The sequence below is a fragment of the Streptococcus infantis genome (genome assembly GCF_047460685.1).
Classification (GTDB): Bacteria; Bacillota; Bacilli; order Lactobacillales; family Streptococcaceae; genus Streptococcus; species Streptococcus infantis_AD.
In genome coordinates this window covers 99423-121215 of the sequence record NZ_JASHFS010000004.1, presented here as the reverse complement: position 1 = coordinate 121215, position 21793 = coordinate 99423, and the positions used below count along the sequence as shown (strand labels likewise).

General features: G+C 40.3%; 38 protein-coding genes. All 38 read right to left on the bottom strand.

The window, feature by feature from the left end:
- Positions 1-65 precede the first annotated feature (65 nt).
- A complete protein-coding gene (locus QM917_RS02960) occupies positions 66-689 on the bottom strand; it encodes an HI_0552 family protein (protein ID WP_414284761.1) in 624 nt (207 codons plus the stop codon).
- Between the two features lie 55 nt (positions 690-744).
- The gene (gene jag, locus QM917_RS02955; RefSeq protein WP_315640103.1) at positions 745-1701 is read right to left on the bottom strand and encodes an RNA-binding cell elongation regulator Jag/EloR; all 957 of its coding nucleotides are present in this window, start codon (positions 1699-1701) and stop codon (positions 745-747) included.
- Between the two features lie 14 nt (positions 1702-1715).
- Entirely contained in the window at positions 1716-2543 is an 828-nt protein-coding gene (locus tag QM917_RS02950; RefSeq protein WP_414284759.1) for a YidC/Oxa1 family membrane protein insertase, read from the bottom strand.
- A complete protein-coding gene (rnpA, locus tag QM917_RS02945; RefSeq protein ID WP_414284758.1) occupies positions 2518-2889 on the bottom strand; it encodes a ribonuclease P protein component in 372 nt (123 codons plus the stop codon). The genes QM917_RS02950 and rnpA overlap by 26 nt, the downstream gene beginning before the upstream one ends.
- A 330-nt stretch (positions 2890-3219) precedes the next feature.
- Positions 3220-4557 (bottom strand): PFL family protein, encoded by a 1338-nt coding sequence (locus QM917_RS02940; protein ID WP_075230992.1) that lies wholly within the window; start codon positions 4555-4557, stop codon positions 3220-3222.
- A 9-nt stretch (positions 4558-4566) separates the two neighbouring features.
- A complete protein-coding gene (locus QM917_RS02935) occupies positions 4567-4833 on the bottom strand; it encodes an ACT domain-containing protein (protein WP_000644115.1) in 267 nt (88 codons plus the stop codon).
- A gap of 465 nt (positions 4834-5298) precedes the next feature.
- A complete protein-coding gene (rplQ, locus tag QM917_RS02930) occupies positions 5299-5685 on the bottom strand; it encodes a 50S ribosomal protein L17 (RefSeq protein WP_000331493.1) in 387 nt (128 codons plus the stop codon).
- Between the two features lie 11 nt (positions 5686-5696).
- Positions 5697-6632: a DNA-directed RNA polymerase subunit alpha gene (locus QM917_RS02925; protein ID WP_000568996.1), complete on the bottom strand. Its 936-nt coding sequence runs from the start codon at positions 6630-6632 to the stop codon at positions 5697-5699.
- Between the two features lie 42 nt (positions 6633-6674).
- Complete coding sequence (rpsK, locus tag QM917_RS02920) at positions 6675-7058, bottom strand: 30S ribosomal protein S11 (protein WP_001118385.1); 384 nt, start codon at positions 7056-7058, stop codon at positions 6675-6677.
- A 17-nt stretch (positions 7059-7075) separates the two neighbouring features.
- A complete protein-coding gene (gene rpsM / locus QM917_RS02915) occupies positions 7076-7441 on the bottom strand; it encodes a 30S ribosomal protein S13 (RefSeq protein WP_000090783.1) in 366 nt (121 codons plus the stop codon).
- 17 nt (positions 7442-7458) lie between these two features.
- Entirely contained in the window at positions 7459-7575 is a 117-nt protein-coding gene (rpmJ, locus tag QM917_RS02910; protein ID WP_001808836.1) for a 50S ribosomal protein L36, read from the bottom strand.
- Between the two features lie 24 nt (positions 7576-7599).
- Positions 7600-7818, bottom strand: coding sequence for a translation initiation factor IF-1 (infA, locus tag QM917_RS02905; protein WP_001029883.1), 219 nt, complete (start codon positions 7816-7818; stop codon positions 7600-7602).
- A 117-nt stretch (positions 7819-7935) separates the two neighbouring features.
- The gene (locus QM917_RS02900) at positions 7936-8574 is read right to left on the bottom strand and encodes an adenylate kinase (RefSeq protein ID WP_414284756.1); all 639 of its coding nucleotides are present in this window, start codon (positions 8572-8574) and stop codon (positions 7936-7938) included.
- Positions 8575-8729: 155 nt separating this feature from the next.
- Positions 8730-10040, bottom strand: a complete 1311-nt coding sequence (secY, locus tag QM917_RS02895; RefSeq protein WP_000465391.1) for a preprotein translocase subunit SecY — start codon at positions 10038-10040, stop codon at positions 8730-8732.
- A gap of 12 nt (positions 10041-10052) precedes the next feature.
- Positions 10053-10493 carry a 50S ribosomal protein L15 gene (gene rplO / locus QM917_RS02890; RefSeq protein ID WP_000766079.1) on the bottom strand — a complete coding sequence of 147 codons (441 nt, stop codon included), beginning with the start codon at positions 10491-10493 and terminating at the stop codon, positions 10053-10055.
- Positions 10494-10639: 146 nt separating this feature from the next.
- Entirely contained in the window at positions 10640-10822 is a 183-nt protein-coding gene (gene rpmD, locus QM917_RS02885) for a 50S ribosomal protein L30 (RefSeq protein ID WP_000057243.1), read from the bottom strand.
- Between the two features lie 13 nt (positions 10823-10835).
- Positions 10836-11330, bottom strand: coding sequence for a 30S ribosomal protein S5 (gene rpsE / locus QM917_RS02880; RefSeq protein WP_000874203.1), 495 nt, complete (start codon positions 11328-11330; stop codon positions 10836-10838).
- A 17-nt stretch (positions 11331-11347) separates the two neighbouring features.
- A complete protein-coding gene (gene rplR, locus QM917_RS02875; RefSeq protein WP_000624044.1) occupies positions 11348-11704 on the bottom strand; it encodes a 50S ribosomal protein L18 in 357 nt (118 codons plus the stop codon).
- A gap of 83 nt (positions 11705-11787) precedes the next feature.
- Positions 11788-12324, bottom strand: a complete 537-nt coding sequence (gene rplF / locus QM917_RS02870) for a 50S ribosomal protein L6 (RefSeq protein ID WP_000086625.1) — start codon at positions 12322-12324, stop codon at positions 11788-11790.
- Between the two features lie 186 nt (positions 12325-12510).
- Positions 12511-12909, bottom strand: coding sequence for a 30S ribosomal protein S8 (gene rpsH / locus QM917_RS02865; protein WP_000245504.1), 399 nt, complete (start codon positions 12907-12909; stop codon positions 12511-12513).
- Between the two features lie 212 nt (positions 12910-13121).
- Positions 13122-13307 (bottom strand): type Z 30S ribosomal protein S14, encoded by a 186-nt coding sequence (locus tag QM917_RS02860; protein WP_001085699.1) that lies wholly within the window; start codon positions 13305-13307, stop codon positions 13122-13124.
- Between the two features lie 17 nt (positions 13308-13324).
- On the bottom strand, positions 13325-13867 hold the full coding sequence (gene rplE, locus QM917_RS02855; protein ID WP_000013542.1) for a 50S ribosomal protein L5: 543 nt from the start codon (positions 13865-13867) through the stop codon (positions 13325-13327).
- Positions 13868-13890: 23 nt separating this feature from the next.
- The gene (gene rplX / locus QM917_RS02850) at positions 13891-14196 is read right to left on the bottom strand and encodes a 50S ribosomal protein L24 (protein ID WP_000497691.1); all 306 of its coding nucleotides are present in this window, start codon (positions 14194-14196) and stop codon (positions 13891-13893) included.
- A gap of 83 nt (positions 14197-14279) precedes the next feature.
- On the bottom strand, positions 14280-14648 hold the full coding sequence (rplN, locus tag QM917_RS02845; protein ID WP_000616548.1) for a 50S ribosomal protein L14: 369 nt from the start codon (positions 14646-14648) through the stop codon (positions 14280-14282).
- A gap of 25 nt (positions 14649-14673) precedes the next feature.
- Positions 14674-14934, bottom strand: a complete 261-nt coding sequence (gene rpsQ, locus QM917_RS02840; RefSeq protein WP_000440801.1) for a 30S ribosomal protein S17 — start codon at positions 14932-14934, stop codon at positions 14674-14676.
- Positions 14935-14958: 24 nt separating this feature from the next.
- Positions 14959-15165: a 50S ribosomal protein L29 gene (gene rpmC, locus QM917_RS02835; protein ID WP_000772918.1), complete on the bottom strand. Its 207-nt coding sequence runs from the start codon at positions 15163-15165 to the stop codon at positions 14959-14961.
- 9 nt (positions 15166-15174) lie between these two features.
- On the bottom strand, positions 15175-15588 hold the full coding sequence (gene rplP / locus QM917_RS02830) for a 50S ribosomal protein L16 (RefSeq protein WP_000960948.1): 414 nt from the start codon (positions 15586-15588) through the stop codon (positions 15175-15177).
- A 3-nt stretch (positions 15589-15591) separates the two neighbouring features.
- Positions 15592-16245, bottom strand: a complete 654-nt coding sequence (gene rpsC / locus QM917_RS02825; protein ID WP_000529936.1) for a 30S ribosomal protein S3 — start codon at positions 16243-16245, stop codon at positions 15592-15594.
- Between the two features lie 12 nt (positions 16246-16257).
- Positions 16258-16602: a 50S ribosomal protein L22 gene (gene rplV, locus QM917_RS02820; RefSeq protein ID WP_000818137.1), complete on the bottom strand. Its 345-nt coding sequence runs from the start codon at positions 16600-16602 to the stop codon at positions 16258-16260.
- A gap of 11 nt (positions 16603-16613) precedes the next feature.
- Positions 16614-16895: a 30S ribosomal protein S19 gene (gene rpsS, locus QM917_RS02815; RefSeq protein ID WP_000533766.1), complete on the bottom strand. Its 282-nt coding sequence runs from the start codon at positions 16893-16895 to the stop codon at positions 16614-16616.
- A gap of 103 nt (positions 16896-16998) precedes the next feature.
- Positions 16999-17832, bottom strand: a complete 834-nt coding sequence (rplB, locus tag QM917_RS02810) for a 50S ribosomal protein L2 (RefSeq protein WP_000512911.1) — start codon at positions 17830-17832, stop codon at positions 16999-17001.
- A 17-nt stretch (positions 17833-17849) separates the two neighbouring features.
- Entirely contained in the window at positions 17850-18146 is a 297-nt protein-coding gene (locus QM917_RS02805; protein WP_001055347.1) for a 50S ribosomal protein L23, read from the bottom strand.
- Positions 18146-18769: a 50S ribosomal protein L4 gene (gene rplD, locus QM917_RS02800; protein WP_000024549.1), complete on the bottom strand. Its 624-nt coding sequence runs from the start codon at positions 18767-18769 to the stop codon at positions 18146-18148. Before rplD ends, QM917_RS02805 begins: the two co-directional genes overlap by 1 nt.
- 24 nt (positions 18770-18793) lie before the next feature.
- Entirely contained in the window at positions 18794-19420 is a 627-nt protein-coding gene (gene rplC / locus QM917_RS02795) for a 50S ribosomal protein L3 (RefSeq protein ID WP_000160197.1), read from the bottom strand.
- Positions 19421-19502: 82 nt separating this feature from the next.
- The gene (gene rpsJ / locus QM917_RS02790) at positions 19503-19811 is read right to left on the bottom strand and encodes a 30S ribosomal protein S10 (RefSeq protein WP_001284513.1); all 309 of its coding nucleotides are present in this window, start codon (positions 19809-19811) and stop codon (positions 19503-19505) included.
- A gap of 251 nt (positions 19812-20062) precedes the next feature.
- The gene (locus tag QM917_RS02785) at positions 20063-20680 is read right to left on the bottom strand and encodes a uridine kinase family protein (RefSeq protein WP_414284746.1); all 618 of its coding nucleotides are present in this window, start codon (positions 20678-20680) and stop codon (positions 20063-20065) included.
- Positions 20677-21273, bottom strand: a complete 597-nt coding sequence (gene nrdG / locus QM917_RS02780) for an anaerobic ribonucleoside-triphosphate reductase activating protein (RefSeq protein WP_414284745.1) — start codon at positions 21271-21273, stop codon at positions 20677-20679. Before nrdG ends, QM917_RS02785 begins: the two co-directional genes overlap by 4 nt.
- Positions 21274-21277: 4 nt before the next feature.
- Positions 21278-21778, bottom strand: a complete 501-nt coding sequence (locus QM917_RS02775) for a GNAT family N-acetyltransferase (RefSeq protein ID WP_414284744.1) — start codon at positions 21776-21778, stop codon at positions 21278-21280.
- Between the last annotated feature and the right edge of the window lie 15 nt (positions 21779-21793).

Genomic DNA, 21793 nt, shown 5'->3' with positions numbered 1-21793 from the left:
CCAAGAATTACACAGCGGACTGTTCACTCTTGGACTGTATAATTTATGATATTTTACGGATTATCTTATTTCCTTGTAGCTAGATAATAGGGAAGAATTTTATCATAAGACTTCAATAGGCCTTCTACGATTTCTTCTTCCGATGAATTTGCAGTTACTGGAATATCTGCCTTTACTAAAACTTTGCGGACTTCCTGATGGAATCGTTTTTCTCTTAAAATTTGGCGATTTTCCTCAGTAGCCTCCATCTTTTGACTTTCTCCATCTGAGTAGACTAGATAGTAAATTCCTTCTACCACTGGAACTTCTAAGACCTTGGTTTGTTTGTCTAATGTTCGCTCATCCTTCTTACGTTCAATAAAACTCACTTCTAGTGAAACTCCAAAATCAGAAGGGCTTCCATACAAACGAAGGGCCAACATAGGTTCTGACACTTCCCCCTCACGCTGTAGATAGGCCCAGAAATGCGGTCGCAAACGTTGGGCTTGATTCATCCACTGACTCGTCCCTTGAAGGTTCCATTCTGGATGTCCTTCTTGAAAAGCCTTGGCTAAGTGTGTAAAGACCTTTCTAGCCTCCTGCCCCTTACTCCTCAAATAAAGCATTTTTTCAACTTCTTGACCTGCCTTCTCTGGTTTTTGATACTGTAAGCCAGAGAAAGCTAGATATTCTCTCATTGTATTCAACATAAGATCAACCTCCCTTAGATAGCAAAAAATCAGGGTGCCCCTGATTTTGCTTTGATTATTCTGTATCAACCACAACGTAACGATTTGGCTCATCACCTTCTGAATAACTAGTGATACCCTCCATACGTGAAATAATACGATGGATGATTTTACGTTCGCTGCTAGACATTGGATCAGTCACCTGACTACGCCCCTCTTCTAGGACACGTGTAGCTAACTTCTGTGCATAGCTCTGCAAGACTTCTGCACGGTGCTCTACATAATCATTAACATTGATGGTAATATAGAAGGTTCTTGAATAGCGGTTATAAAGATAATTTTGTGCTAAGAGCTGAAGAGATTTCAAAACCTTACCATGGTAACCGATAATACGGCCCGGTTCATTGGTATCAATTTGCATATTGATAGAACGGCGATTTGAGGTACTTGAAATTGCTCCCTCAACATCCATATCATCAATAATACCTTGAACATAGCTGGTCACTTCTTCAACCACCTGGTCAATATCATAGGTCGGTTCAATCTTCAAACCTAGATTTTCTAAATCATCATTCTGCTCGACTTCTTCCTGCTCTTTAGATTCTTCTGGCAGTAAATCTTTTAGAATGGCAATATGACCAGTCTCCTCTAAAATTGTACTAGCCTCTTTCTCATTTTTTAGAATTTCGGCCTTAACCTCTTCAGAGATTCCTTGTCCTTCTTCCTCGATTTTCTTGATTGCTTCAACAACATGACCTAAGTCTACTGTTGCCTCACTAACAGTCTTAACGGGTTCGTTCTTAGCATTAACTTCCTTTGGAACTCCTTTGACTGCTTGCTGATTTGCCTTCACAACAGTTGTCTCACTAATTGCTTCGATATCAACTTGCGCTGGTTTCTTCCCAAAAAGGCCAAAGAAACCTTTTTTCTCCCTTGAGACAACCTTGATATGCGCCTTCATTCTAGGAATCCCCAATTCCTTCAATCCCGTTTGGATCGCTTCCTCAACAGTTGAACCTGTAAATAATACCATTACAAGATTCCTCCTTACTTTTTCTTTTTCTGTGCTTTCTTGAGAGCTTTTCTCTTCTTGATTTCTAAATCCTTCTTAGCCTGTACTCCCGCCTCACGCTCTGCAATAATCTTAAATGGATTGTTAAGCAGATAGGTTTGGAGCACCTGATAAGCATTGGATACTGCCCAGTATAAGGCAACCCCACTTGGTGAATACATGGCAAAGAAGAAAATCATGACTGGCATTGCATACATCATTCCTGTCATGGCACCATTTTTCTCAACCATGGCCTTATTGGATAACCAAGTGCTAAGGAAAGTAAAGATAGCTGCCAAAATTGGCAAAACAAAAGTCGTATCTACACCACCAAGGTTAATCCATAAGAAATGACCCGTTTTTAGAAATTCTACCCTACTCAAAGCTTGGAACAAGGCCAACAAGACTGGCATTTGGATTAAGATTGGCCAAAGAGAAGCTGACTGCTTCACACCATGTTGCTTGAACAACTGACGCATTTCTTGATCCAGCTTGGTACGGCTCTCCATATCCCGTCCCGGATAACGTTCTCGCAACTCCTTAACAAGTGGTTGTACTTCTTGCATCTTTCTAGATGCCACCATTTGTATTTGAAAAACTGGTAGAAGAATCGTTCTAATCAGAAGGGTAAATAATATAATCCCCAGACCAATACTTGTATCAAATGATAAAAAGCGAATGGTTTCAGCAAAAAAATAAACAAATTTACTCCAAAAATCTGTTGATTCCGCTGTAATCTCACTCGGCGTACCACTAGCTGTGCAGGCGCTCATCACAAACAAAGCAAGCACCATTAAGCTAGTCAACTGTAATTTCTTTTTCACTCCCAATTCCTTCCTGGTAAATCTTTGATAACTTTAATACGTGAAGCAGATTTTTTTCCATTTCCGCGTAGTCCAAGATTTCAACACCTTTTCGAGCAATCACAACAAAATCTACATTTTCAACCAGCTGATTTTTATGTTCAATCAGAATATGTCGAATTCTTCTTTTGATCTGATTTCTCATGACAGCGTTTCCCAATTTTTTGCTGACAGACAGACCAACTCGAAAATGCTGTTCATTATTTTCTAATCGATAAATAACAAATTTACGATTAGCAAAACTCTCCCCTTTTTTAAATATTGCACTAAAATCTTTCTCTTTTTTTACACGAAAGCGTTTTTTCAAAATTCAACTCCATCTATTAAAACTACTACTATTATACCATAATTTTTCAAAAAGCCAATCATAGCAAGGTTTTAGCCCATTTTTACCTAATAAAAAGACATATTTTCACTCTGAAATCATCATCTTTTTTCAAAAATTTCTCAAATTTGGGCATACAAGTCTGCTCATTTCTGATCAGAAAAAACAAAAGTCACCCTTTGGAGTGACTTTTGTAGGAGATTATTATGAAAAAGTTAGGATTTCTATTAAATAAAGTTAGGAGGTCTTTATTTAATGATTATAGTATACCTGTCTATCCTTAAACCCAACTTAAACAGATTCCATTTCTTTTTAATTTTTAAAACTATGGATTGGAGCTGGAATTTGCCCTCCACGAGCAATGAAGTCAACAGACGAGGCACCGTTAACTTTCATGACTGGAGCCGTTCCTAGAAGGCCACCAAATTCAATCATATCGCCTTCTTTTCCTTTTGGAATAATACGTACAGCAGTTGTTTTCATATTGATGACCCCGATAGCAGCTTCATCCGCAATCATTGCCGCAATCGTTTCCGCAGGTGTATCCTCAGGAATGGCAATCATATCCAAACCAACTGAACAGATAGCTGTCATAGCTTCTAATTTTTCCAAATTAAGGGAGCCGTTTTGCACTGCAGCAATCATCCCCTCGTCCTCAGAAACTGGGATAAAAGCACCTGACAAACCACCAACTTGGTTGCAAGCCATAACTCCACCTTTTTTAACTTGGTCGTTCAAGAGAGCCAAAGCAGCAGTCGTTCCATGAGTCCCAACTGTCTCTAACCCCATTTCTTCAAGAACACGAGCTACAGAATCACCCACTGCTGGAGTTGGAGCTAAACTCAAATCGACAATCCCAAAATCAACTCCGAGGCGCTCACTAGCCATTTGACCAACCAATTGACCAATGCGGGTAATCTTGAAGGCTGTCTTTTTAACAGTTTCAGCAACAACATCAAAGCTCTGACCTCGAACCTTTTCCAAGGCACGTTTGACAACACCCGGTCCTGAAACACCTACATTGATGATGACATCTGCTTCACCAACTCCATGGAAGGCACCTGCCATAAAAGGATTGTCCTCTACCGCGTTGGCAAATACAACTAATTTAGCAGCACCCATATCAGACAGAGAAGCTGTCTCCTTGATAATACGCCCCATATCTGCTACTGCAGTCATATTGATACCCGATTTGGTAGAACCGATATTTACCGATGAACAAACCTTATCTGTTTCTGCCAAAGCACGAGGAATCGAATTGATGAGAATCTCATCACCTTTTTGGTAACCCTTTTGTACCAAGGCAGAAAAACCACCAATAAAATCAACACCAATTTCCTTAGCAGCTCTGTCCAAAGCCTTGGCTAATGGAACATAGTCCCTTGCATCTGTAGCAGCACCGATCAAGGAAATTGGAGTTACGGACACACGTTTATTTACAATGGGAATTCCTAACTCAGCCGCAATTTCATCTCCAACAGCCACTAAATTAGCCGCCTTGGTTGTAATCTTTTGATAAATTTTCTCCGCAGCACGATTGATATCTGGATCGATACAGTCCAAAAGGGAAATCCCCATGGTAATGGTTCTAATGTCAAAGTTTTGCTCCTCAATCATAGCGATTGTTTCGGTAACTTGTCTAATATCCATAAATACCTCCTAGATATTGTACATAGCATCAAAAATAGCCGCACTTTGAATATTGATTTTGACATTCAAAGTCTGACCAAAAACCTCAAATTCGTTTCTAAGATGAGTAAAATCTTGTTTTTCATCACTAGATACCACAGCCATCATTGTAAAGAATTCGTCCAAGACTGTTTGTGAGATATCATCAATATTTAAGCCTAATTCAGCAATTTTTGTCGCAACACCTGCAACAATTCCAGATTTATCTTTACCAACAACAGTAATAATAGCTTTCATGATTAAACTCCGTTTCTAACACAGAACAATATCCATTTCGGCCAAAAACAAAATAAAAAAGGGGGGATAGAGTAACTAAATCACTTAATAGTGAACAATTATCCAAGTTGAAACCCTAAAAAATCTCTTAGTTGATCTTGTACCAGACTAGTATTTTTTTACTAGGTCGCTAGTTTAGAAATTGAAAGTGATAGTATATTGGCTCATAACCTCTTTATAGAATATTTTTGAAAAAATGAACATTGTTGATTTTCGTTTTCAATAGTATAGCATATTTCTTAATAAAATACTCAAAAACGCCTGCTTACGAAATTGTTCTTTAGTAAAAAACAATTTCGTAAACAAGCGTCTACCTTATCATCTTATGATGAGTGTTCCCGCTAGGACATAAGTCCTAGCGGTAGACCAGAGCTAGACTAAGAGCACAAGACCCCATCATCATAACACTCAACAAAATTGATGATTTTATACTAATTCGATGATCGCCATTGGCGCTGCATCACCACGACGTGGTTCAGTTTTAAGGATACGAGTGTATCCACCGTTACGCTCAGCATAACGAGGTGCGATTTCTGAGAACAATTTTTGAAGTGCTGTAGTAGAAGTGTACTTATCAGTTGCTTCATCATAGTTTTCAGATGCGATTTCATTACGTACGAAAGCAGCTGCTTGACGACGTGCATGCAAATCACCACGTTTACCTAGAGTAATCATTTTTTCAACAGTTTTACGGATTTCTTTAGCACGAGCTTCAGTTGTCACGATTGATTCGTTGATCAAAAGGTCAGTTGTCAAATCGCGAAGCATTGCTTTACGTTGTGAGCTAGTGCGTCCTAGTTTACGGTAAGCCATTTATTCCTCCTTTATTTATCTTTTAATCCAAGACCCAAATCAATGAGTTTGACTTTCACTTCTTCCAAACTCTTGCGTCCAAGATTTCTTACTTTCATCATCTCTGCTTCAGATTTTTCTGTCAAATCATGCACAGTGTTGATACCGGCACGTTTCAAACAGTTGTATGAACGCACAGACAAGTCAAGTTCCTCAATCGTACGTTCCAAGATACGGTCGTCCGATTCAGTATCAGCTTCTTTCATCACTTCTGCTGACTTAGCAATCTCTGTAAGATTTGTAAACAAATCAAGGTGCTCAGTCAAGATACGCGCTGAAAGCCCTAAAGCATCTTCTGGAATAATTGTTCCATTAGTCAAGATTTCAAGGGTTAATTTGTCGAAACCATCATTGCTACCTACACGAGCAGGTTCAACTTGATAGTTGACTTTTGTAACTGGTGTATAAATAGAATCTACAGCAAGTGTTCCAACTGGTGCATTATCTTTTTTATTTTCATCAGCAGGTACATATCCACGACCACTGTTAACAGTCATTGTCGCTTTTAGAGAAGAACCTTCACCGATTGTAAAGAGATAATGATCTGGATTTACAATTTCAATGTCGCTATCTGTCAAGATATCTCCAGCTGTAATTTCAGCAGGACCTTGCACATCTAGTTCAATGATCTTTTCGTCTTTAACGTAAGATTTTACTGCAATACCTTTGATGTTCAGAATGATTTGCATCACGTCTTCGCGAACACCCGGAACTGTATCAAATTCATGCAATACACCTTCGATATTGATAGATGTTACAGCAGCCCCTGGAAGAGAAGCTAGAAGTACACGACGAAGAGAGTTACCAAGTGTTGTACCGTAACCACGTTCAAGCGGTTCGATTACAAACTTGCCATAATCTTTATTTTCATCAATTTTTGTTATATTTGGTTTTTCAAACTCGATCATTTAGTTACTCCCTCTTAAACGAAAAGCAGTGTAAGGTTATGATTATACACGGCGACGTTTTGGAGGACGAGCACCATTGTGTGGCACTGGAGTCACATCACGAATTGCTGTTACTTCAAGACCAGCGGCAGCAAGAGCACGAATAGCTGACTCACGACCAGAACCTGGACCTTTAACAGTAACTTCAACTGACTTAAGACCGTGTTCTTGTGCAGATTTAGCAGCAGCTTCTGAAGCCATTTGAGCAGCAAATGGTGTAGATTTACGAGAACCTTTAAAACCAAGAGCACCAGCTGATGACCAAGCAATTGCATTACCATGCACATCAGTAATCATAACAATAGTGTTATTAAATGTAGCGTGAATATGAGCAATACCAGATTCGATATTCTTTTTCACACGACGTTTACGTGTTGGTTTAGCCAAGACTTTTACCTCCTATATTATTTTTTCTTACCAGCAATCGCAACAGCTTTACCTTTACGAGTGCGAGCGTTGTTTTTAGTGTTTTGTCCACGGACAGGAAGTCCACGACGGTGACGGATACCACGGTATGAACCGATTTCCATCAAACGTTTGATGTTCAAGTTTACTTCACGACGAAGGTCACCTTCAACTTTGATTGCATCCACTTCACGACGGATAGCATCTTCTTGATCTGGTGTAAGATCGCGAACACGTACATCTTCTGAAATTCCAGCAGCTGCCAAGATTTTCTTAGATGTTGGAAGTCCGATACCGTACACATAAGTCAATGAAATTACTACGCGTTTGTCATTTGGAATGTCAACTCCAGCAATACGAGCCATATTTTCTCCTTTCTATCTTATCCTTGACGTTGTTTGTGTTTTGGATTTGCTGGGCAAATTACCATAACACGACCATTACGACGAATAACTTTACAGTATTCGCAAATTGGTTTGACCGATGGTCTTACTTTCATTTCTTATCCCTCCAAGTTTTTCGATTATTTAAAGCGGTAAGTGATACGTCCACGTGTCAAGTCATATGGACTCATTTCGACAGTAACACGATCTCCCGCTAAAATACGAATATAGTTTTTACGAATTTTACCAGAAACTGTTGCTAAAATCTGATGTCCATTTTCAAGTTCAACCGTAAACATTGCATTCGGCATAGTATCAACTACTTTACCTTCAACTTCAATCACATCGTCTTTTGCCACGCAAAAGTACCTCCATAAATTTCGATTTGATGCCTCTAGACACAGAGACAACAATTATAAGTCAGACTAACTCAGTATAACATTTGTAGAGACATTTTGCAAGCATGAAAAACGCTTTTATTTCAATTTTGTCAATACTTTTTCGATATCTGCAAAGACATCATTGATATCTTGGTTACCTTCGATATCATGTACCAAACCTTTTACACGATAGTGGGCAATAATTGGTTCACCTTGGGCAATATTAACATCCAAACGACGTTTTACTGTTTCAGGTTTGTCATCTTCACGTTGGTAATAGTCTTCTTCTTTGTAGTCAACTGGTGGGTTGAAAACTTTATGGAAAGTTTCACCAGTTTCACGGTGAATGATACGACCACTCAAACGCTCCAAAAGGCAATCTGGATTTACTTCGATGTTAATAACACCTTCAAGTTCAATCCCTAATTCAGCTAAAGTTTTATCCAAGGCATGAGCTTGCTCAATTGTACGTGGGTATCCGTCCAACAAGAAACCAGTTTCTTTAATGTCATCTTGTGAAAGACGCTCTTTCACAATACCATTTGTAACTTCATCTGGAACCAACTCGCCTTTGTCGATATAAGACTTAGCTAAGACACCCATTTCAGTTTGGTTAGCCATTGCCGCACGGAACATATCACCTGTTGAGATATGAGCAACATGGAATTGTTCAACAATTTTTGCTGCTTGTGTACCCTTACCTGCACCAGGTAAGCCCATAATCAAAAGATTCATGATTCAAACTCCTTTTTTGTTTTTAAATAGAAGCAAAAATTCATTTCAACTCCTATTTAAAAACAAAATAGAAGAGAGGAGATAAAAATCTGACAAGGTCTTTGATTTTTAAACTCCACTCTCTGAGCAATAGTGAATTTTCTTTTCTATTACAATTATTCTGTTGTATTCATGAAACCAACATACTTACGTTTCAATAAATAACCTTCCAATTGTTTAATTCCTTCAATACCTGTTGAGATAATGATCAAAAGACTCGTTCCCCCAAAAGCAACGACTTCTGAAAGACCGAATAAATCCTTAGCTACAATAGGTAAAATAGAAATGACACCTAGGAAGAGGGAACCGACTGTTGCGAGACGACGAAGAAGTTTTGACATATACTCTTCTGTCCCTTTACCAGGACGGACACCGTGGATATAAGCACCGCTCTTTTGTAAATTTTCTGCTGCCTTCTCTGGATTAATCTGTACAAATGTATAGAAGAATGTAAAGAGGATAATCAACAGAGCGTACAAAGCGATACCTGTAGGGGCTGTTGTAGATAGTAACTCCTGAGCACTACGTACCCAGGCCCAATCAAGACCAGATGCACTTACAAATTGTAAAATTGCCGCTGGTGCTGCTGTAATTGAGCTAGCAAAGATAACTGGAATAACTCCTGCAGGGTTAATCTTCAATGGAAGATAGGAACTTGATGGTGCTCCTTGTGCTACCTTAGTATACTGAATTGGAATCTTATATTCTGCTTGTTGCACATAAGTTGTAAAGTAAACAATCAATAAGACTGCTACAATTAAGATAGCAACAAAAATGAGGGATGAAGTCAAGCGACTGCTTGGTACATTGACAAAGTAGTCAACATAAATCCCCTTGATCATATCAGGAATTGAAGCAACAATCCCCGCAAAGATAATCATGGAAACACCATTTCCATAACCCTTATCAGTAATTTGCTCTCCCAACCAAGTTACAATCATACTACCCGCTGTTAGGATTGCTCCAATCACAAGGAAAACTTGTGGTGTTAAAGGAACAGTCAAAAGTTTGGCTCCAGATAAAGCATTAAAACCAGCAGTAATTCCGATAGATTGCACGAATGCAAGAACAAGGGCAATATATCGAGTTGCCTGGTTCAATTTTCTACGACCAACTTCCCCTTGTTTGCCCCACTCTACAAACTTTGGTAATAAATCCATTTGTAAGAGTTGGACAACGATAGAAGCAGTAATGTATGGACTAACACCAAGTGCAAAAACTGAAAAGTTTTTCATGGCATTACCAGACACCAAACTTAACATATTTAGAAAAGATAGACCACTCAAAGCATTCAAGCTATTGGCATTCACCCATGGAACCGTAATGCTAGTCCCGATACGGAAGACAAAGACGATAAAAATTGTAAAAAGAATTTTTGATCGAACTTGCTTGACTTTGAAGGCTTCTCTCAATAATTTAAAAAACATAGGTCACCTCTCTTAGATGACTTCTACTGAACCACCTTTAGCAGTGATAGCTTCTTCAGCTGATTTAGAGAATTTAGCTGCTTTTACAGACAATTTCTTAGTCAACTCACCGTTACCAAGAATTTTGATACCTGATTTTTCAGCTTTAACAATTCCTGATTCGATAAGAACAACTGGAGTTACTTCTGCACCATCTTCAAAGACGTTCAATTGGTCAAGGTTAACAATTGCGTATTCTTTAGCGTTGATGTTAGTGAATCCACGTTTTGGAAGACGACGGAACAATGGAGTTTGTCCACCTTCAAAACCAAGACGTACTCCGCCACCGCTACGAGCTTTTTGACCTTTTTGACCACGACCAGATGTTTTACCGTTACCTGATGAAGTACCACGACCAACACGGTTACGAGTTTTACGAGAACCTTCTGCAGGTTTCAATTCATGAAGTTTCATTATATATTTTCTCCTCTTTTGTAAAATGCTAGCGCCGATAAGAGAGAAAAGGTTGTCTCTCCTATCAACTCGCCTATACGTTTGTCATCAAAGATGACTATATCTAGTTTTAGGGGATGGTATACTGCACATCCCCTAACATTTAATTAGTTTACTTCTTCAACTGTTACCAAGTGAGATACTGCAGTAATCATACCACGTACTGCTGGGTTATCTTCTTTAATAACAGAGCTGTTCAATTTGCCAAGTCCAAGTGCTACAACAGTTTTACGTTGTGATGGAATGCGTCCGATTGGAGACTTAGTCAAAGTAATTTTAATTTGAGCCATTTTATCCCCTTTCTTATGCCAAATCAGAAACTGAAATACCACGAAGGGCAGCAACTTCTTCAGCGCGTTTCAATTGTTTCAAACCTTCAACAGTTGCACGAACAATGTTGATTGGAGTATTTGAGCCAAGAGATTTAGATGTAACATCAGCTACACCTGCCAACTCGATAACGGCACGAACAGCACCACCAGCGGCAACCCCAGAACCTTCTACAGCAGGTTTCAACAATACTTTAGCTCCACCGAATTCTGAAATAACTTCGTGTGGGATTGTTGTTCCAACCATAGGAACTTCGATCAAGTTTTTCTTAGCATCTTCTACTGCTTTGCGGATTGCTTCTGGAACTTCTTGAGCTTTACCAGTACCAAATCCTACGCGACCGTTGTGGTCACCAACGACTACAAGAGCTGCAAAACGAAGACGACGTCCACCTTTAACAACTTTAGTAACACGGTTAACAGCAACTACGCGTTCTTCTAATTCAACTGCATTGTCTTTAAATGCCATTTTCTAGTGTCCTCCTATTAGAATTTCAATCCGTTTTCACGAGCTGCATCAGCCAAAGCTTTCACACGTCCGTGATATAGATATCCACCGCGGTCGAACACCACTTCTGAAATACCTTTAGCGTTTGCACGTTCTGCAACGAGTTTACCGACAGCAACGGCTTGTTCAGTTTTTGTTCCTTTTGAAACTTCTTTGTCAAGAGTTGAAGCACTTGCGAGCGTTACACCCGCTACGTCATCAATAACTTGAGCGTAGATGCCTGTATTAGAACGGAATACGTTCAAACGTGGGCGATCAGCAGTTCCAGAGAGTTTTCCGCGAACGCGACGGTGGCGTTTTTGGCGGAGTTTGTTTTTATCTGGTTTAGAAATCACAGTTTTCACCTCTTTAGTTTTAAATCGTGTGCTATGCACAAAGTTGGAAACGATATTGATGGCTGAAAATCAACCACTCAATATTATTTACCTGTTTTACCTTCTTTAAGACGAACATATTCGCCAACGTAACGGATACCTTTACCTTTGTATGGTTCTGGTGAACGAAGGCTACGTACGTAAGCAGCTGTTTGACCAACTACTTCTTTTGAAATTCCGCTAACAACGATTGTTGTTGGGTTTGGAAGTTCAAAAGTAATTCCTTCTGGAGCCTCAACTTCGTCTGGATGTGATTTACCAACAGCCAAAACAAGTTTTGATCCTTGAAGTTGTGCACGGTAACCAACCCCACGCATTTCAAGTTGTTTCTTGAATCCTTCTGATACACCAATAACCATGTTGTTCAAAAGAGCACGAGTAGTTCCGTGGATAGTTTTCATTTCTTTTGAATCGTTTGGACGGTGAAGAGTTACTTCAGTACCTTCCACACGAATTTCAATATCTTTTGAGAACTCACGAGTAAGTTCTCCTTTAGGTCCTTTTACAGTTACAACGTTGTCATTGTTAGTGATTTCAACACCAGCAGGCAACACGATAACTTTATTACCAATACGTGACATGTTTTTATTCTCCTGTTAAATTGTCAGGCCAGAACGGCCAGTTTTCACGGGGTTAAATCGATTTCTCGATTTGAAGGAACATTTAGGTTTCAATTCAAAGTGAATCTAGGCATCGTCTCGCAGACATAACTTTGGGTTAGGCAAGAGACGATAACGACGAGTCACAAAGAAATTGGGAGCTAAATATTACCAAACGTAAGCGATAACCTCACCACCAACGTTCTTTTGGCGTGCTTCTTTATCAGTAAGCAAACCTTCAGAAGTTGAAAGGATAGCAATTCCAAGACCGTTAAGTACTTTTGGAAGGTCTTCACGTTTTTTGTAGACACGAAGTCCTGGTTTAGAAACACGTTTCAAGTTTGTGATAACTTTTTCACCGTTTGGTCCGTATTTAAGGAATACACGGATGATGCCTTGTTTGTCATCTTCGATGATTTCTACGTTCTTAACAAAACCTTCGCGTTTAAGGATTTCTGCAATCCCTTTTTTGATGTTTGATGCAGGTACTTCAAGTACTTCGTGTTTTGCTTGGTTAGCGTTACGAATACGAGTTAGGAAGTCTGCGATTGGGTCAGTCATAACCATTTTATTTTTCTCCTCTTACTAGTAGTTTGCAAGTTGCACTTGCTAGTTAATGATTGAGCTGGGCTCAGATAGTATTGACACATTCAAACAAGATAATCTCATTTGAACACGAGCTACAACCTGGGCAAAAAAGATAGATTTGTCTTGGAGCATCGCTCCTGCACCAAATCTCCTATTTTTGCTGGGGTTGTTACGCTCTTTGTATCATGATATTACCAAGATGCTTTTGTTACACCAGGGATTTGACCTTTATATGCCAATTCACGGAAGCAAACACGGCAAAGTTTAAACTTGCGGTAAACTGAGTGTGGACGTCCACAACGTTCACAGCGAGTGTATGCTTGAGTAGAGAACTTCGCTGGGCGTTTGTTCTTAGCAATCATAGATTTTTTAGCCATTAGTTATACCTCCTATATTATTTTGCAAAAGGCATTCCAAGGCCTGTAAGCAATGCACGTGACTCTTCGTCAGTGTTAGCAGTAGTTACGATAACGATGTCAAGACCACGAGTTTTGTCAACGTCATCAAAGTTGATTTCTGGGAAGATCAATTGTTCTTTCACACCAAGTGTGTAGTTTCCGCGTCCATCAAATGATTTTGTTGGAACACCATGGAAGTCACGCACACGTGGAAGTGAAACTGAAACCAATTTATCCAAGAATTCGTACATACGTTCACCACGAAGGGTAACTTTTGCACCGATCGCAACACCTTCACGAAGACGGAAGCCGGCGATTGATTTTTTAGCTTTAGTGATAAGTGGTTTTTGACCTGAGATAAGCGCCAATTCTTCAGCAGCTTTTTCAAGGCTTTTAGCGTTTGATACAGCTTCACCAACACCCATGTTCAAAACGATCTTATCTACTTTAGGCACAGCCATCACTGATGAGTAGTTGAATTGTTCTGTCAAAGCAGGAACTACTTCATTAAGATATTTTTCTTTTAAACGATTTGCCATTATACTTCTCCTTTCCTTCGTGATTAATCAAGCACTTCGCCTGATTTTTTGTTGTAGCGAACTTTTTTACCGTCTACAAATTTGTAACCAACACGACCAGCTACACCGTTTTTGTCCAAAACTTGAACGTTTGATACGTGGATAGCCGCTTCCTTCTCGATGATACCACCTTGAGGAAGTTCGTTAGTTGGACGTTGGTGTTTCTTAACGATATTAACACCTTCAACGATAACTTTGTTTACTTTTGGAAGGGCAGTAAGGACAACAGCTTCTGTTCCCTTATCTTTACCAGCGATTACGCGAACTTTGTCGCCTTTTTTTACAAACATTTTTTTCTCCTTTTATTCTTACGCCCAATGGGCACCCTGGCTAAGCCAGGGGACTGTGTTTGTTTGTTTTTGCTCTGTGAAAATTAAAGTACTTCTGGAGCAAGTGACACGATCTTCATGAAGCCACCTTCACGCAATTCACGTGCAACTGGGCCAAAGATACGTGTTCCGCGAGGAGTTTTGTCTTCACGGATGATAACTGCTGCGTTTTCGTCAAATTTGATGTATGAACCATCAGCACGACGAGCACCTGATTTAGTACGAACGATAACTGCTTTAACAACGTCACCTTTTTTAACCGCACCACCAGGAGTAGCTTGTTTTACAGATGCCACAATAACATCACCGATGTTCGCAAATTTACGTTTAGAACCACCAAGAACTTTGATAGTCAAGATTTCGCGTGCACCGCTGTTGTCTGCGACTTTCAAACGAGTTTCTGTTTGAATCATTTCAGTTTTCTCCTTTCAGGTTTGATTAAATGATAACCGCTTCTTCAACGACTTCTACAAGACGGAAACGTTTTGTAGCTGAAAGCGGACGAGTTTCCATGATACGTACGATATCGCCTTCTTTGGCAACATTGTTTTCATCATGTGCTTTGTATTTTTTAGAGTAGTTAATACGTTTACCATAGACTGGGTGGTTACGTTTTGTTTCAACTACAACTGTGATTGTCTTGTCCATTTTGTCAGATACAACACGTCCAACAAGAACTTTACGATTATTGCGTTCCATTGAAATTTCTCCTTCCCTAGTCTATTATTTCGCTTCAGATTGAACTGTTTTGATACGAGCGATTTGTTTTTTAACTTCTTTCAAGCGAGCTGTTTGTTCTAATTGACCAGTAGCAGCTTGGAAACGAAGTTCAAACAATTCTTTTTTCAATTCGTTTTCGCGCTTCGCGAGTTCTTCTTGAGAAAGACCACGAAGTTCTTTAACAAATTCTTTTACTTCATTAAGTTTCATGCCTTCTCCTTATTCTGCTTCACGTTTTACGAATTTACATTTAACTGGCAATTTGTGGCTTGCAAGACGAAGCGCTTCGCGAGCGATCTCTTCAGAAACACCAGCAACTTCAAACATTACTTTACCACGTTTAACTGGTGCTACCCAACCTTCAGGTGCCCCTTTACCAGATCCCATACGAACCCCGATAGCTTTAGCTGTGTATGATTTGTGTGGGAAGATTTTAATCCAAACTTTACCACCACGTTTCATGTAACGAGTCATGGCGATACGAGCAGCTTCGATTTGGCGGTTAGTGATCCAGTGGCTAGTTGTAGCTTGAAGACCGTATTCACCGAATGCTACTTCTTTTCCACCTTTAGCTTCACCACGCATTTTACCACGGAATTCACGACGGTGTTTAACACGTTTAGGTACTAACATTGGTTATTTACCTCCTTTAGTGTTTTTACGAGCTGGAAGAACTTCACCACGGTAGATCCATACTTTAACACCAAGTTTACCGTATGTAGTGTCTGCTTCTTCCCAAGCGTAATCGATATCTGCACGAAGTGTGTGAAGTGGAACAGTTCCTTCAGAGTATCCTTCAGCACGGGCGATATCTGCACCGTTCAAACGACCTGATACTTGAGTTTTGATTCCTTTAGCTCCAGCACGCATAGCACGTTGGATTGCTTGTTTTTGTGCACGACGGAAAGCAACACGTTGCTCCAATTGACGAGCAATTCCTTCACCAACAAGGTGAGCATCCAAATCAGGTTGTTTGATTTCGATGATGTTGATGTGTACTTGTTTTCCAGTCAATTTGTTAAGTTTAGCACGGAGTGCATCAACGTTAGCACCACCTTTACCGATAACCATACCTGGTTTAGCAGTGTGAAGTGAAACGTTAACTTTGTTTACTGCGCGTTCGATTTCGATAGTTGAAACTGCTGCGTCAGCAAGTTCTTTTTGAACGAATTTACGGATTGCAAGATCTTCATGAAGGTAATCCGCGTATTCTTTTTCAGCATACCATTTGGCATCCCAATCACGGATGATGCCGACACGCATACCAATTGGATGTACTTTTTGACCCACGATTTTACCTCCTTATTTTTCTGCAACAGCTACAGTGATGTGAGCTGTACGTTTGTTGATTGGTGAAGCTGAACCTTTCGCACGTGGACGGAAACGTTTCATAGTTGGTCCTTCGTTTGCGAATGCTTCAGATACTACCAAGTTAGCTTTATCCAAACCAAAGTTGTTTTCAGCGTTAGCTACAGCTGAGTTCAAAACTTTCAAGATGATTTCAGCAGCTTTGTTTGGAGTGAATGTCAAGATTGCGATTGCATCGGCTACGCTTTTACCACGGATGTTATCAAGAACAAGACGTGATTTACGAGGTGAAACACGTACTGTACGAGCCATTGCTTTAGCTGAAGTAATTTCTGCCATTTATGTTCTCCTTATTTTCTACGTGTTTTCTTGTCGTCTGCAGCGTGACCTTTGTAAGTACGAGTTGGTGCAAATTCACCAAGTTTGTGACCTACCATGTCTTCTTGGATGTAAACAGGTACGTGTTTACGTCCGTCATAAACTGCGATAGTGTAACCAATGAAACTTGGGAAGATCGTTGAACGACGTGACCAAGTTTTAATAACTTTTTTCTTTTCGTCGTTAGCTTGAGCTTCAACTTTTTTCATCAAATGCTCATCGACGAAAGGTCCTTTTTTAAGACTGCGTCCCATTTTTATATTTTCTCCTTTAAATGTTGTACCACAGCGGCTTGCGCTCACATGGAGCGCTACCGAGCTGGCGGATTTACTAGTTACTTAAGCGACTAGTTTAATATTATTTCTCGTTGCGACGACGAACGATAAGTTTGTCAGATTTCGCTTTCTTGTTACGAGTTTTAAGACCAAGAGCAGGTTTGCCCCATGGAGTAGATGGTGCTTTACGACCAACTGGTGCTTTACCTTCACCACCACCGTGTGGGTGATCGTTAGGGTTCATTACAGAACCACGAACTGTTGGGCGGATACCTTTCCAACGGCTACGTCCTGCTTTACCAAGGTTTACAAGTCCATGTTGTTCGTTTCCGACAACACCAACTGTAGCACGGCAAGTTCCAAGAATCATACGAACTTCACCTGATTGAAGACGAACAAGAACGTATTTACCTTCAGAACCCAATACTTGAGCAGATGCACCAGCAGCACGTACCAATTCACCACCACGACCTGGTTTCAACTCGATGTTGTGGATCAAAGTACCAACTGGGATGTTAGCAAGTGGAAGAGCGTTTCCGACTTTGATATCTGCTTCTGGACCTGAAACGATACGTTGACCAACTTCAAGACCTTTTGGAGCGATGATGTATGCTTTCACACCGTCAGTGTAGTGTACAAGAGCGATGTTTGCAGAACGGTTTGGATCGTACTCGATTGTTTTAACAACTGCTTCAACGTTGTCTTTGTTACGTTTGAAGTCAACCAAACGGTAGAAACGTTTGTGTCCACCACCTTGGTGACGAACTGTGATACGACCGTTGTTGTTACGACCAGCCTTGCTCTTCAATGCAACAAGCAATGATTTTTCAGGAGTGCTTGTTGTGATTTCAGCGAAATCCAAAGAAGTCATATTACGGCGACCGTTTGTTGTTGGTTTATAAACACGAATTCCCACGATATTTCCTCCTTAGATTATTCAGCTTCAGCAGCAAACAACTCGATTGCTTTAGAATCAGCTGTAAGTGTGATGATAGCTTTTTTAGTTTTGTTAGTAAAACCAGTGTAACGTCCAACACGTTTAGCTTTTGGTTTTACGTTGATTGTGTTAACATTAGCAACTTTAACACCTTCGAAAGCAGCTTCAACAGCTTGCTTGATCAAAAGTTTGTGTGCACGAGTGTCAACTTCAAATACATATTTTCCTGCTTCAAGTTGAGCCATTGAGCTTTCAGTGATGACAGGTTTTTTGATAACATCATACAAATTCATTATGCAAGAACCTCCTCGATTTTAGAGATAGCTGCTTGAGTAACAAGAAGTTTGTCACTATTTGCGATGTCAAGAACACTTGCAGTTGTAGCAGTCGCAACTTTCACGTTTGGAAGGTTACGAGCTGAAAGAGCTGCGAATTCGTTTCCTTCTTCAAGAATAACAAGGACTTTAGAATCGATGCTCAAAGCTGCAAGAACTTTTGCAAATTCAGCAGTTTTTGGAGCTGTAAATTCAAGAGAATCAACGGCTACAAATTTATTTTCAGCAACTTTTTCTGAGTAAACAGATTTAAGCGCAAGGCGACGAACTTTTTGAGGAAGTTTGTACGCATAGCTACGTGGAGTTGGTCCGAAGACGATTCCACCACCACGCCATTGTGGTGAGCGGATAGAACCTTGACGAGCACGTCCAGTTCCTTTTTGACGCCATGGTTTGCGTCCGCCACCTGAAACAGCTGAGCGGTTTTTAACTGCGTGAGTTCCTTGGCGAAGGCTAGCACGTTGGCTGATGATCACATCAAACACAACAGATTGGTTTGGTTCGATACCAAAGATTGCATCGTTAAGAACAACTTCGCCAGCTTGTTTACCAGTTTGGTCGAATAATGTTACATTTGCCATTTTGACTGTATTCCCCTTTCCTTATTATTTACCAGCTTTAACTGCTGACTTGATAGTGATAAGAGATTTCTTAGCACCTGGTACGTTACCTTTGATAAGGATAACGTTCTTTTCTGGAACAACTTGTACAACTTCAAGGTTTTGAATTGTTACGCGGTCACCACCCATACGTCCTGCAAGGTTTTTACCTTTGAATACGCGGTTAGGTGCAACAGGTCCCATAGAACCTGGACGACGGTGGTAACGAGAACCGTGAGCCATTGGTCCACGTGATTGTCCGTGGCGTTTGATAACACCTTGGAAACCTTTACCTTTAGAAGTACCAGTTACGTCAACAACATCTCCAGCTGCGAAAGTTTCAACTGTGATTTCAGCACCAACTTCCAAGCCTTCAACGTTTTTGAATTCACGAATGAAGCGCTTAGGAGCCGTGTTAGCTTTTGCTACATGTCCTTTAGCAGGTTTGTTGCTCAATACTTCGCGTTTGTCATCGAAACCAACTTGGATAGCGTTGTATCCGTCTGTTTCAACAGTTTTAACTTGAAGAACAACGTTTGGAGTTGCTTCAATAACTGTTACAGGGATCAATTCGCCAGCTTCAGTGAAGATTTGAGTCATTCCCACTTTTTTCCCTAAGATTCCTTTTGTCATGAGAAAATAGTTCCTTTTCTATATTTTTTATTCAAAAAGTTTTTAACGAGCGTTTTTTATGCTCAAGTTATCAAGCTTTAAATTAAAGTTTGATTTCTACGTTTACACCACTTGGAAGATCCAATTTCATCAAAGCGTCAACTGTTTTTTGAGTTGGGTTAACGATATCGATCAAACGTTTGTGTGTACGCATTTCAAATTGTTCGCGAGAGTCTTTATATTTGTGAGTCGCACGAATAATTGTGTAGAGGCTACGTTCAGTTGGAAGTGGGATTGGACCCGCAACTTGTGCACCTGTACGAGTAGCTGATTCTACGATTTTAGCAGCCGCTGTGTCAAGCGTACGGTGTTCGTAAGCTTTCAAACGGATACGGATTTTTTTGTTTGCCATCTTTTTCTCCTTTTCGTCTATTTAAGATAATAGGCTAGCTCCACAAGAAAACCGACGCGCGTTGCGTGGCAATGCAACCGAGCGTGTCGCAACCTCTTGCATCAAAGCTAAAGCTGTAATTTACAGCACCATCATAGAATAACACAAATCCCCTGCGATTGCAAGGGATTTGACAGGATTTTTTTAATTTTTTGAATGAAACTGTTTTCTTATTTTTTCTTTCTAAAATGAGGGATTTTCTTCTATATAAGTTAAGTCCTCTTGACCTCAAATTTATCTTCTGATTGGTCCACTAAAATATCCGCCTTTGACTCGGTTTCTTTATAATATTGTAGATACTGCATCCGTCTCATCTGCTGACTAGCCAATATAAATTTTGTATCACGATTTCTCACAGTCGTATCTCGAGCTAGTCGCCTCTTTAATTCGGTCTCCTCATCCGTGTAGAAACAAATGGTTTTGTCAAAGAGTTCCTTGGGCAGAAAACCCACAGACATCCCTTCGACTATCAGAATTGGTTTTGCTCCCGATAAGACCTCACTAGCCTTCCAAGGTTCTTCTATTGTCAAGTCATCCATACCCGCCTGCAGGGCGAGAATATCTCTCTGCAAACTTGCCAGTTCATGCGCCACTGGCAGACAAGCTGTCACCTTTTGATCAGGTGCTTGCTTTGGTACTACCAGGTGACGTTCTGAGGTGATATAGGGATCTGTTTCTAGTAAATTTACCTTTTCAGAATCTAAAACTTGGAACAATTCCTGAGCGAAGGTTGATTTCCCTGAAGCTCCATGACCGTAAATACCAAGTGCCTTGATTTTCCCTAACTCTATCTCTGAAACCAGACTGTTTATAAGCTCTCTTTTATTCATTCTCTTTTCACCTGCTCGTAACTTTCTTTTCCATCATTAAGTTTATCCCAAATGATCACTTGACCACTTTGGAGAGATTTTTGCACATCGATAATTCTTTGGTTTGAAGATCCGCGAAACTGGAGCATGAGATTGCGCTTGCTTTTATCATAGCGTCCATCGACCAGGATATCAATCAGCGACAAGAGCTCCAGTTTATCAGGAGTTTCTAACATCATTTCTTCCCAAGTGTAGCCCGTCCAAGACCAGATGTCTTTTTCTGGTAATTCCTTACGAATGCGTTTTACGAGAGGTAGGAGAATACCTGTATTGAGAAAAGGCTCTCCTCCTAATAAAGTCAATCCTTGAACATAGGGGTGGGCCAGATCTGCCATGATTTGTTCTTCTAACTCTGGCATATATGGGATACCAGCATTGAAAGACCAGGTCGCAACATTATAACAGCCCTCGCAGTGAAACATACAACCTGCTACATAGAGAGAATTGCGCACTCCCTCTCCATCGACAAAGTTAAAAGCCTTATAGTCAATGATGCGCCCTTGACTGAGTTCTTCACTCTTCCACTCGCCAGGCTTTGGTGTATTCCATGTCATCCTTCTACTCCAAGTCTATCCAATAGCGCTCCGTTCCGTTTCGAACATCCTCCAACTCCCCACCATTAGCTAAGATAACAACTCGGCTTGCTGGATTTTCTGTGCTACAAGTCACAAGCGCTCGTTTGATATTCTTTTCCTTGGCAATTTGTAGACCTTGTCGGAGGGACTCTTTGGCGTAGCCCTTGCCTCTTTCAGACGGACGGATGGAATAGCCAATGTGGCCTGCATGATTCAGCAAGCCCTTATTTAGTCTCAGCCGTAGATTCAAAAAACCTAAAGCATGGCCTGATTCATCAAACAAAACGAACTGAATTGATGGAACGCGATTTTCCAGCAACCCTATTCCCATTTCTTTATTATGGCTAGTTTCTAGCCACTCCTCATAGTCAAAGTTCTCAGCATCCCAAAAGCCACCGTTATGGGCTGATTGGCTCTTTTCAAACTCTGCCATCATGTTTAATACAGCTTCTTTATCTGCCAATGTCGGTCTGCGTAGTATCATCTTTACCTCCAACTA

Coding starts and splice junctions, on each gene's coding strand:
- rplP (WP_000960948.1), bottom strand. CDS start 15,588: ATGTTAGTACCTAAACGTGTTAAACACCGTCGTGAATTCCGTGGTAAA.
- rplV (WP_000818137.1), bottom strand. CDS start 16,602: ATGGCAGAAATTACTTCAGCTAAAGCAATGGCTCGTACAGTACGTGTT.
- rplO (WP_000766079.1), bottom strand. CDS start 10,493: ATGAAACTTCATGAATTGAAACCTGCAGAAGGTTCTCGTAAAACTCGT.
- rpsM (WP_000090783.1), bottom strand. CDS start 7,441: ATGGCTCGTATTGCTGGAGTTGACATTCCAAATGACAAACGCGTAGTA.
- rpmD (WP_000057243.1), bottom strand. CDS start 10,822: ATGGCTCAAATTAAAATTACTTTGACTAAGTCTCCAATCGGACGCATT.
- rpsH (WP_000245504.1), bottom strand. CDS start 12,909: ATGGTTATGACTGACCCAATCGCAGACTTCCTAACTCGTATTCGTAAC.
- nrdG (WP_414284745.1), bottom strand. CDS start 21,273: ATGACATGGAATACACCAAAGCCTGGCGAGTGGAAGAGTGAAGAACTC.
- secY (WP_000465391.1), bottom strand. CDS start 10,040: ATGTTTTTTAAATTATTGAGAGAAGCCTTCAAAGTCAAGCAAGTTCGA.
- QM917_RS02925 (WP_000568996.1), bottom strand. CDS start 6,632: ATGATCGAGTTTGAAAAACCAAATATAACAAAAATTGATGAAAATAAA.
- rplC (WP_000160197.1), bottom strand. CDS start 19,420: ATGACAAAAGGAATCTTAGGGAAAAAAGTGGGAATGACTCAAATCTTC.
- rplE (WP_000013542.1), bottom strand. CDS start 13,867: ATGGCAAATCGTTTAAAAGAAAAATATCTTAATGAAGTAGTTCCTGCT.
- rpsS (WP_000533766.1), bottom strand. CDS start 16,895: ATGGGACGCAGTCTTAAAAAAGGACCTTTCGTCGATGAGCATTTGATG.
- rplD (WP_000024549.1), bottom strand. CDS start 18,769: ATGGCAAATGTAACATTATTCGACCAAACTGGTAAACAAGCTGGCGAA.
- QM917_RS02860 (WP_001085699.1), bottom strand. CDS start 13,307: ATGGCTAAAAAATCTATGATTGCTAAGAACAAACGCCCAGCGAAGTTC.
- QM917_RS02935 (WP_000644115.1), bottom strand. CDS start 4,833: ATGAAAGCTATTATTACTGTTGTTGGTAAAGATAAATCTGGAATTGTT.
- QM917_RS02900 (WP_414284756.1), bottom strand. CDS start 8,574: ATGAATCTTTTGATTATGGGCTTACCTGGTGCAGGTAAGGGTACACAA.
- QM917_RS02960 (WP_414284761.1), bottom strand. CDS start 689: ATGTTGAATACAATGAGAGAATATCTAGCTTTCTCTGGCTTACAGTAT.
- QM917_RS02775 (WP_414284744.1), bottom strand. CDS start 21,778: ATGATACTACGCAGACCGACATTGGCAGATAAAGAAGCTGTATTAAAC.
- rpmJ (WP_001808836.1), bottom strand. CDS start 7,575: ATGAAAGTAAGACCATCGGTCAAACCAATTTGCGAATACTGTAAAGTT.
- QM917_RS02785 (WP_414284746.1), bottom strand. CDS start 20,680: ATGAATAAAAGAGAGCTTATAAACAGTCTGGTTTCAGAGATAGAGTTA.
- jag (WP_315640103.1), bottom strand. CDS start 1,701: ATGGTATTATTTACAGGTTCAACTGTTGAGGAAGCGATCCAAACGGGA.
- rplQ (WP_000331493.1), bottom strand. CDS start 5,685: ATGGCTTACCGTAAACTAGGACGCACTAGCTCACAACGTAAAGCAATG.
- QM917_RS02940 (WP_075230992.1), bottom strand. CDS start 4,557: ATGGATATTAGACAAGTTACCGAAACAATCGCTATGATTGAGGAGCAA.
- QM917_RS02805 (WP_001055347.1), bottom strand. CDS start 18,146: ATGAATTTGTATGATGTTATCAAAAAACCTGTCATCACTGAAAGCTCA.
- rplF (WP_000086625.1), bottom strand. CDS start 12,324: ATGTCACGTATTGGTAATAAAGTTATCGTGTTGCCTGCTGGTGTTGAA.
- rpsJ (WP_001284513.1), bottom strand. CDS start 19,811: ATGGCAAACAAAAAAATCCGTATCCGTTTGAAAGCTTACGAACACCGT.
- rplN (WP_000616548.1), bottom strand. CDS start 14,648: ATGATTCAAACAGAAACTCGTTTGAAAGTCGCAGACAACAGCGGTGCA.
- rpmC (WP_000772918.1), bottom strand. CDS start 15,165: ATGAAACTTAATGAAGTAAAAGAATTTGTTAAAGAACTTCGTGGTCTT.
- rpsQ (WP_000440801.1), bottom strand. CDS start 14,934: ATGGAACGCAATAATCGTAAAGTTCTTGTTGGACGTGTTGTATCTGAC.
- rpsE (WP_000874203.1), bottom strand. CDS start 11,330: ATGGCATTTAAAGACAATGCAGTTGAATTAGAAGAACGCGTAGTTGCT.
- rplX (WP_000497691.1), bottom strand. CDS start 14,196: ATGTTTGTAAAAAAAGGCGACAAAGTTCGCGTAATCGCTGGTAAAGAT.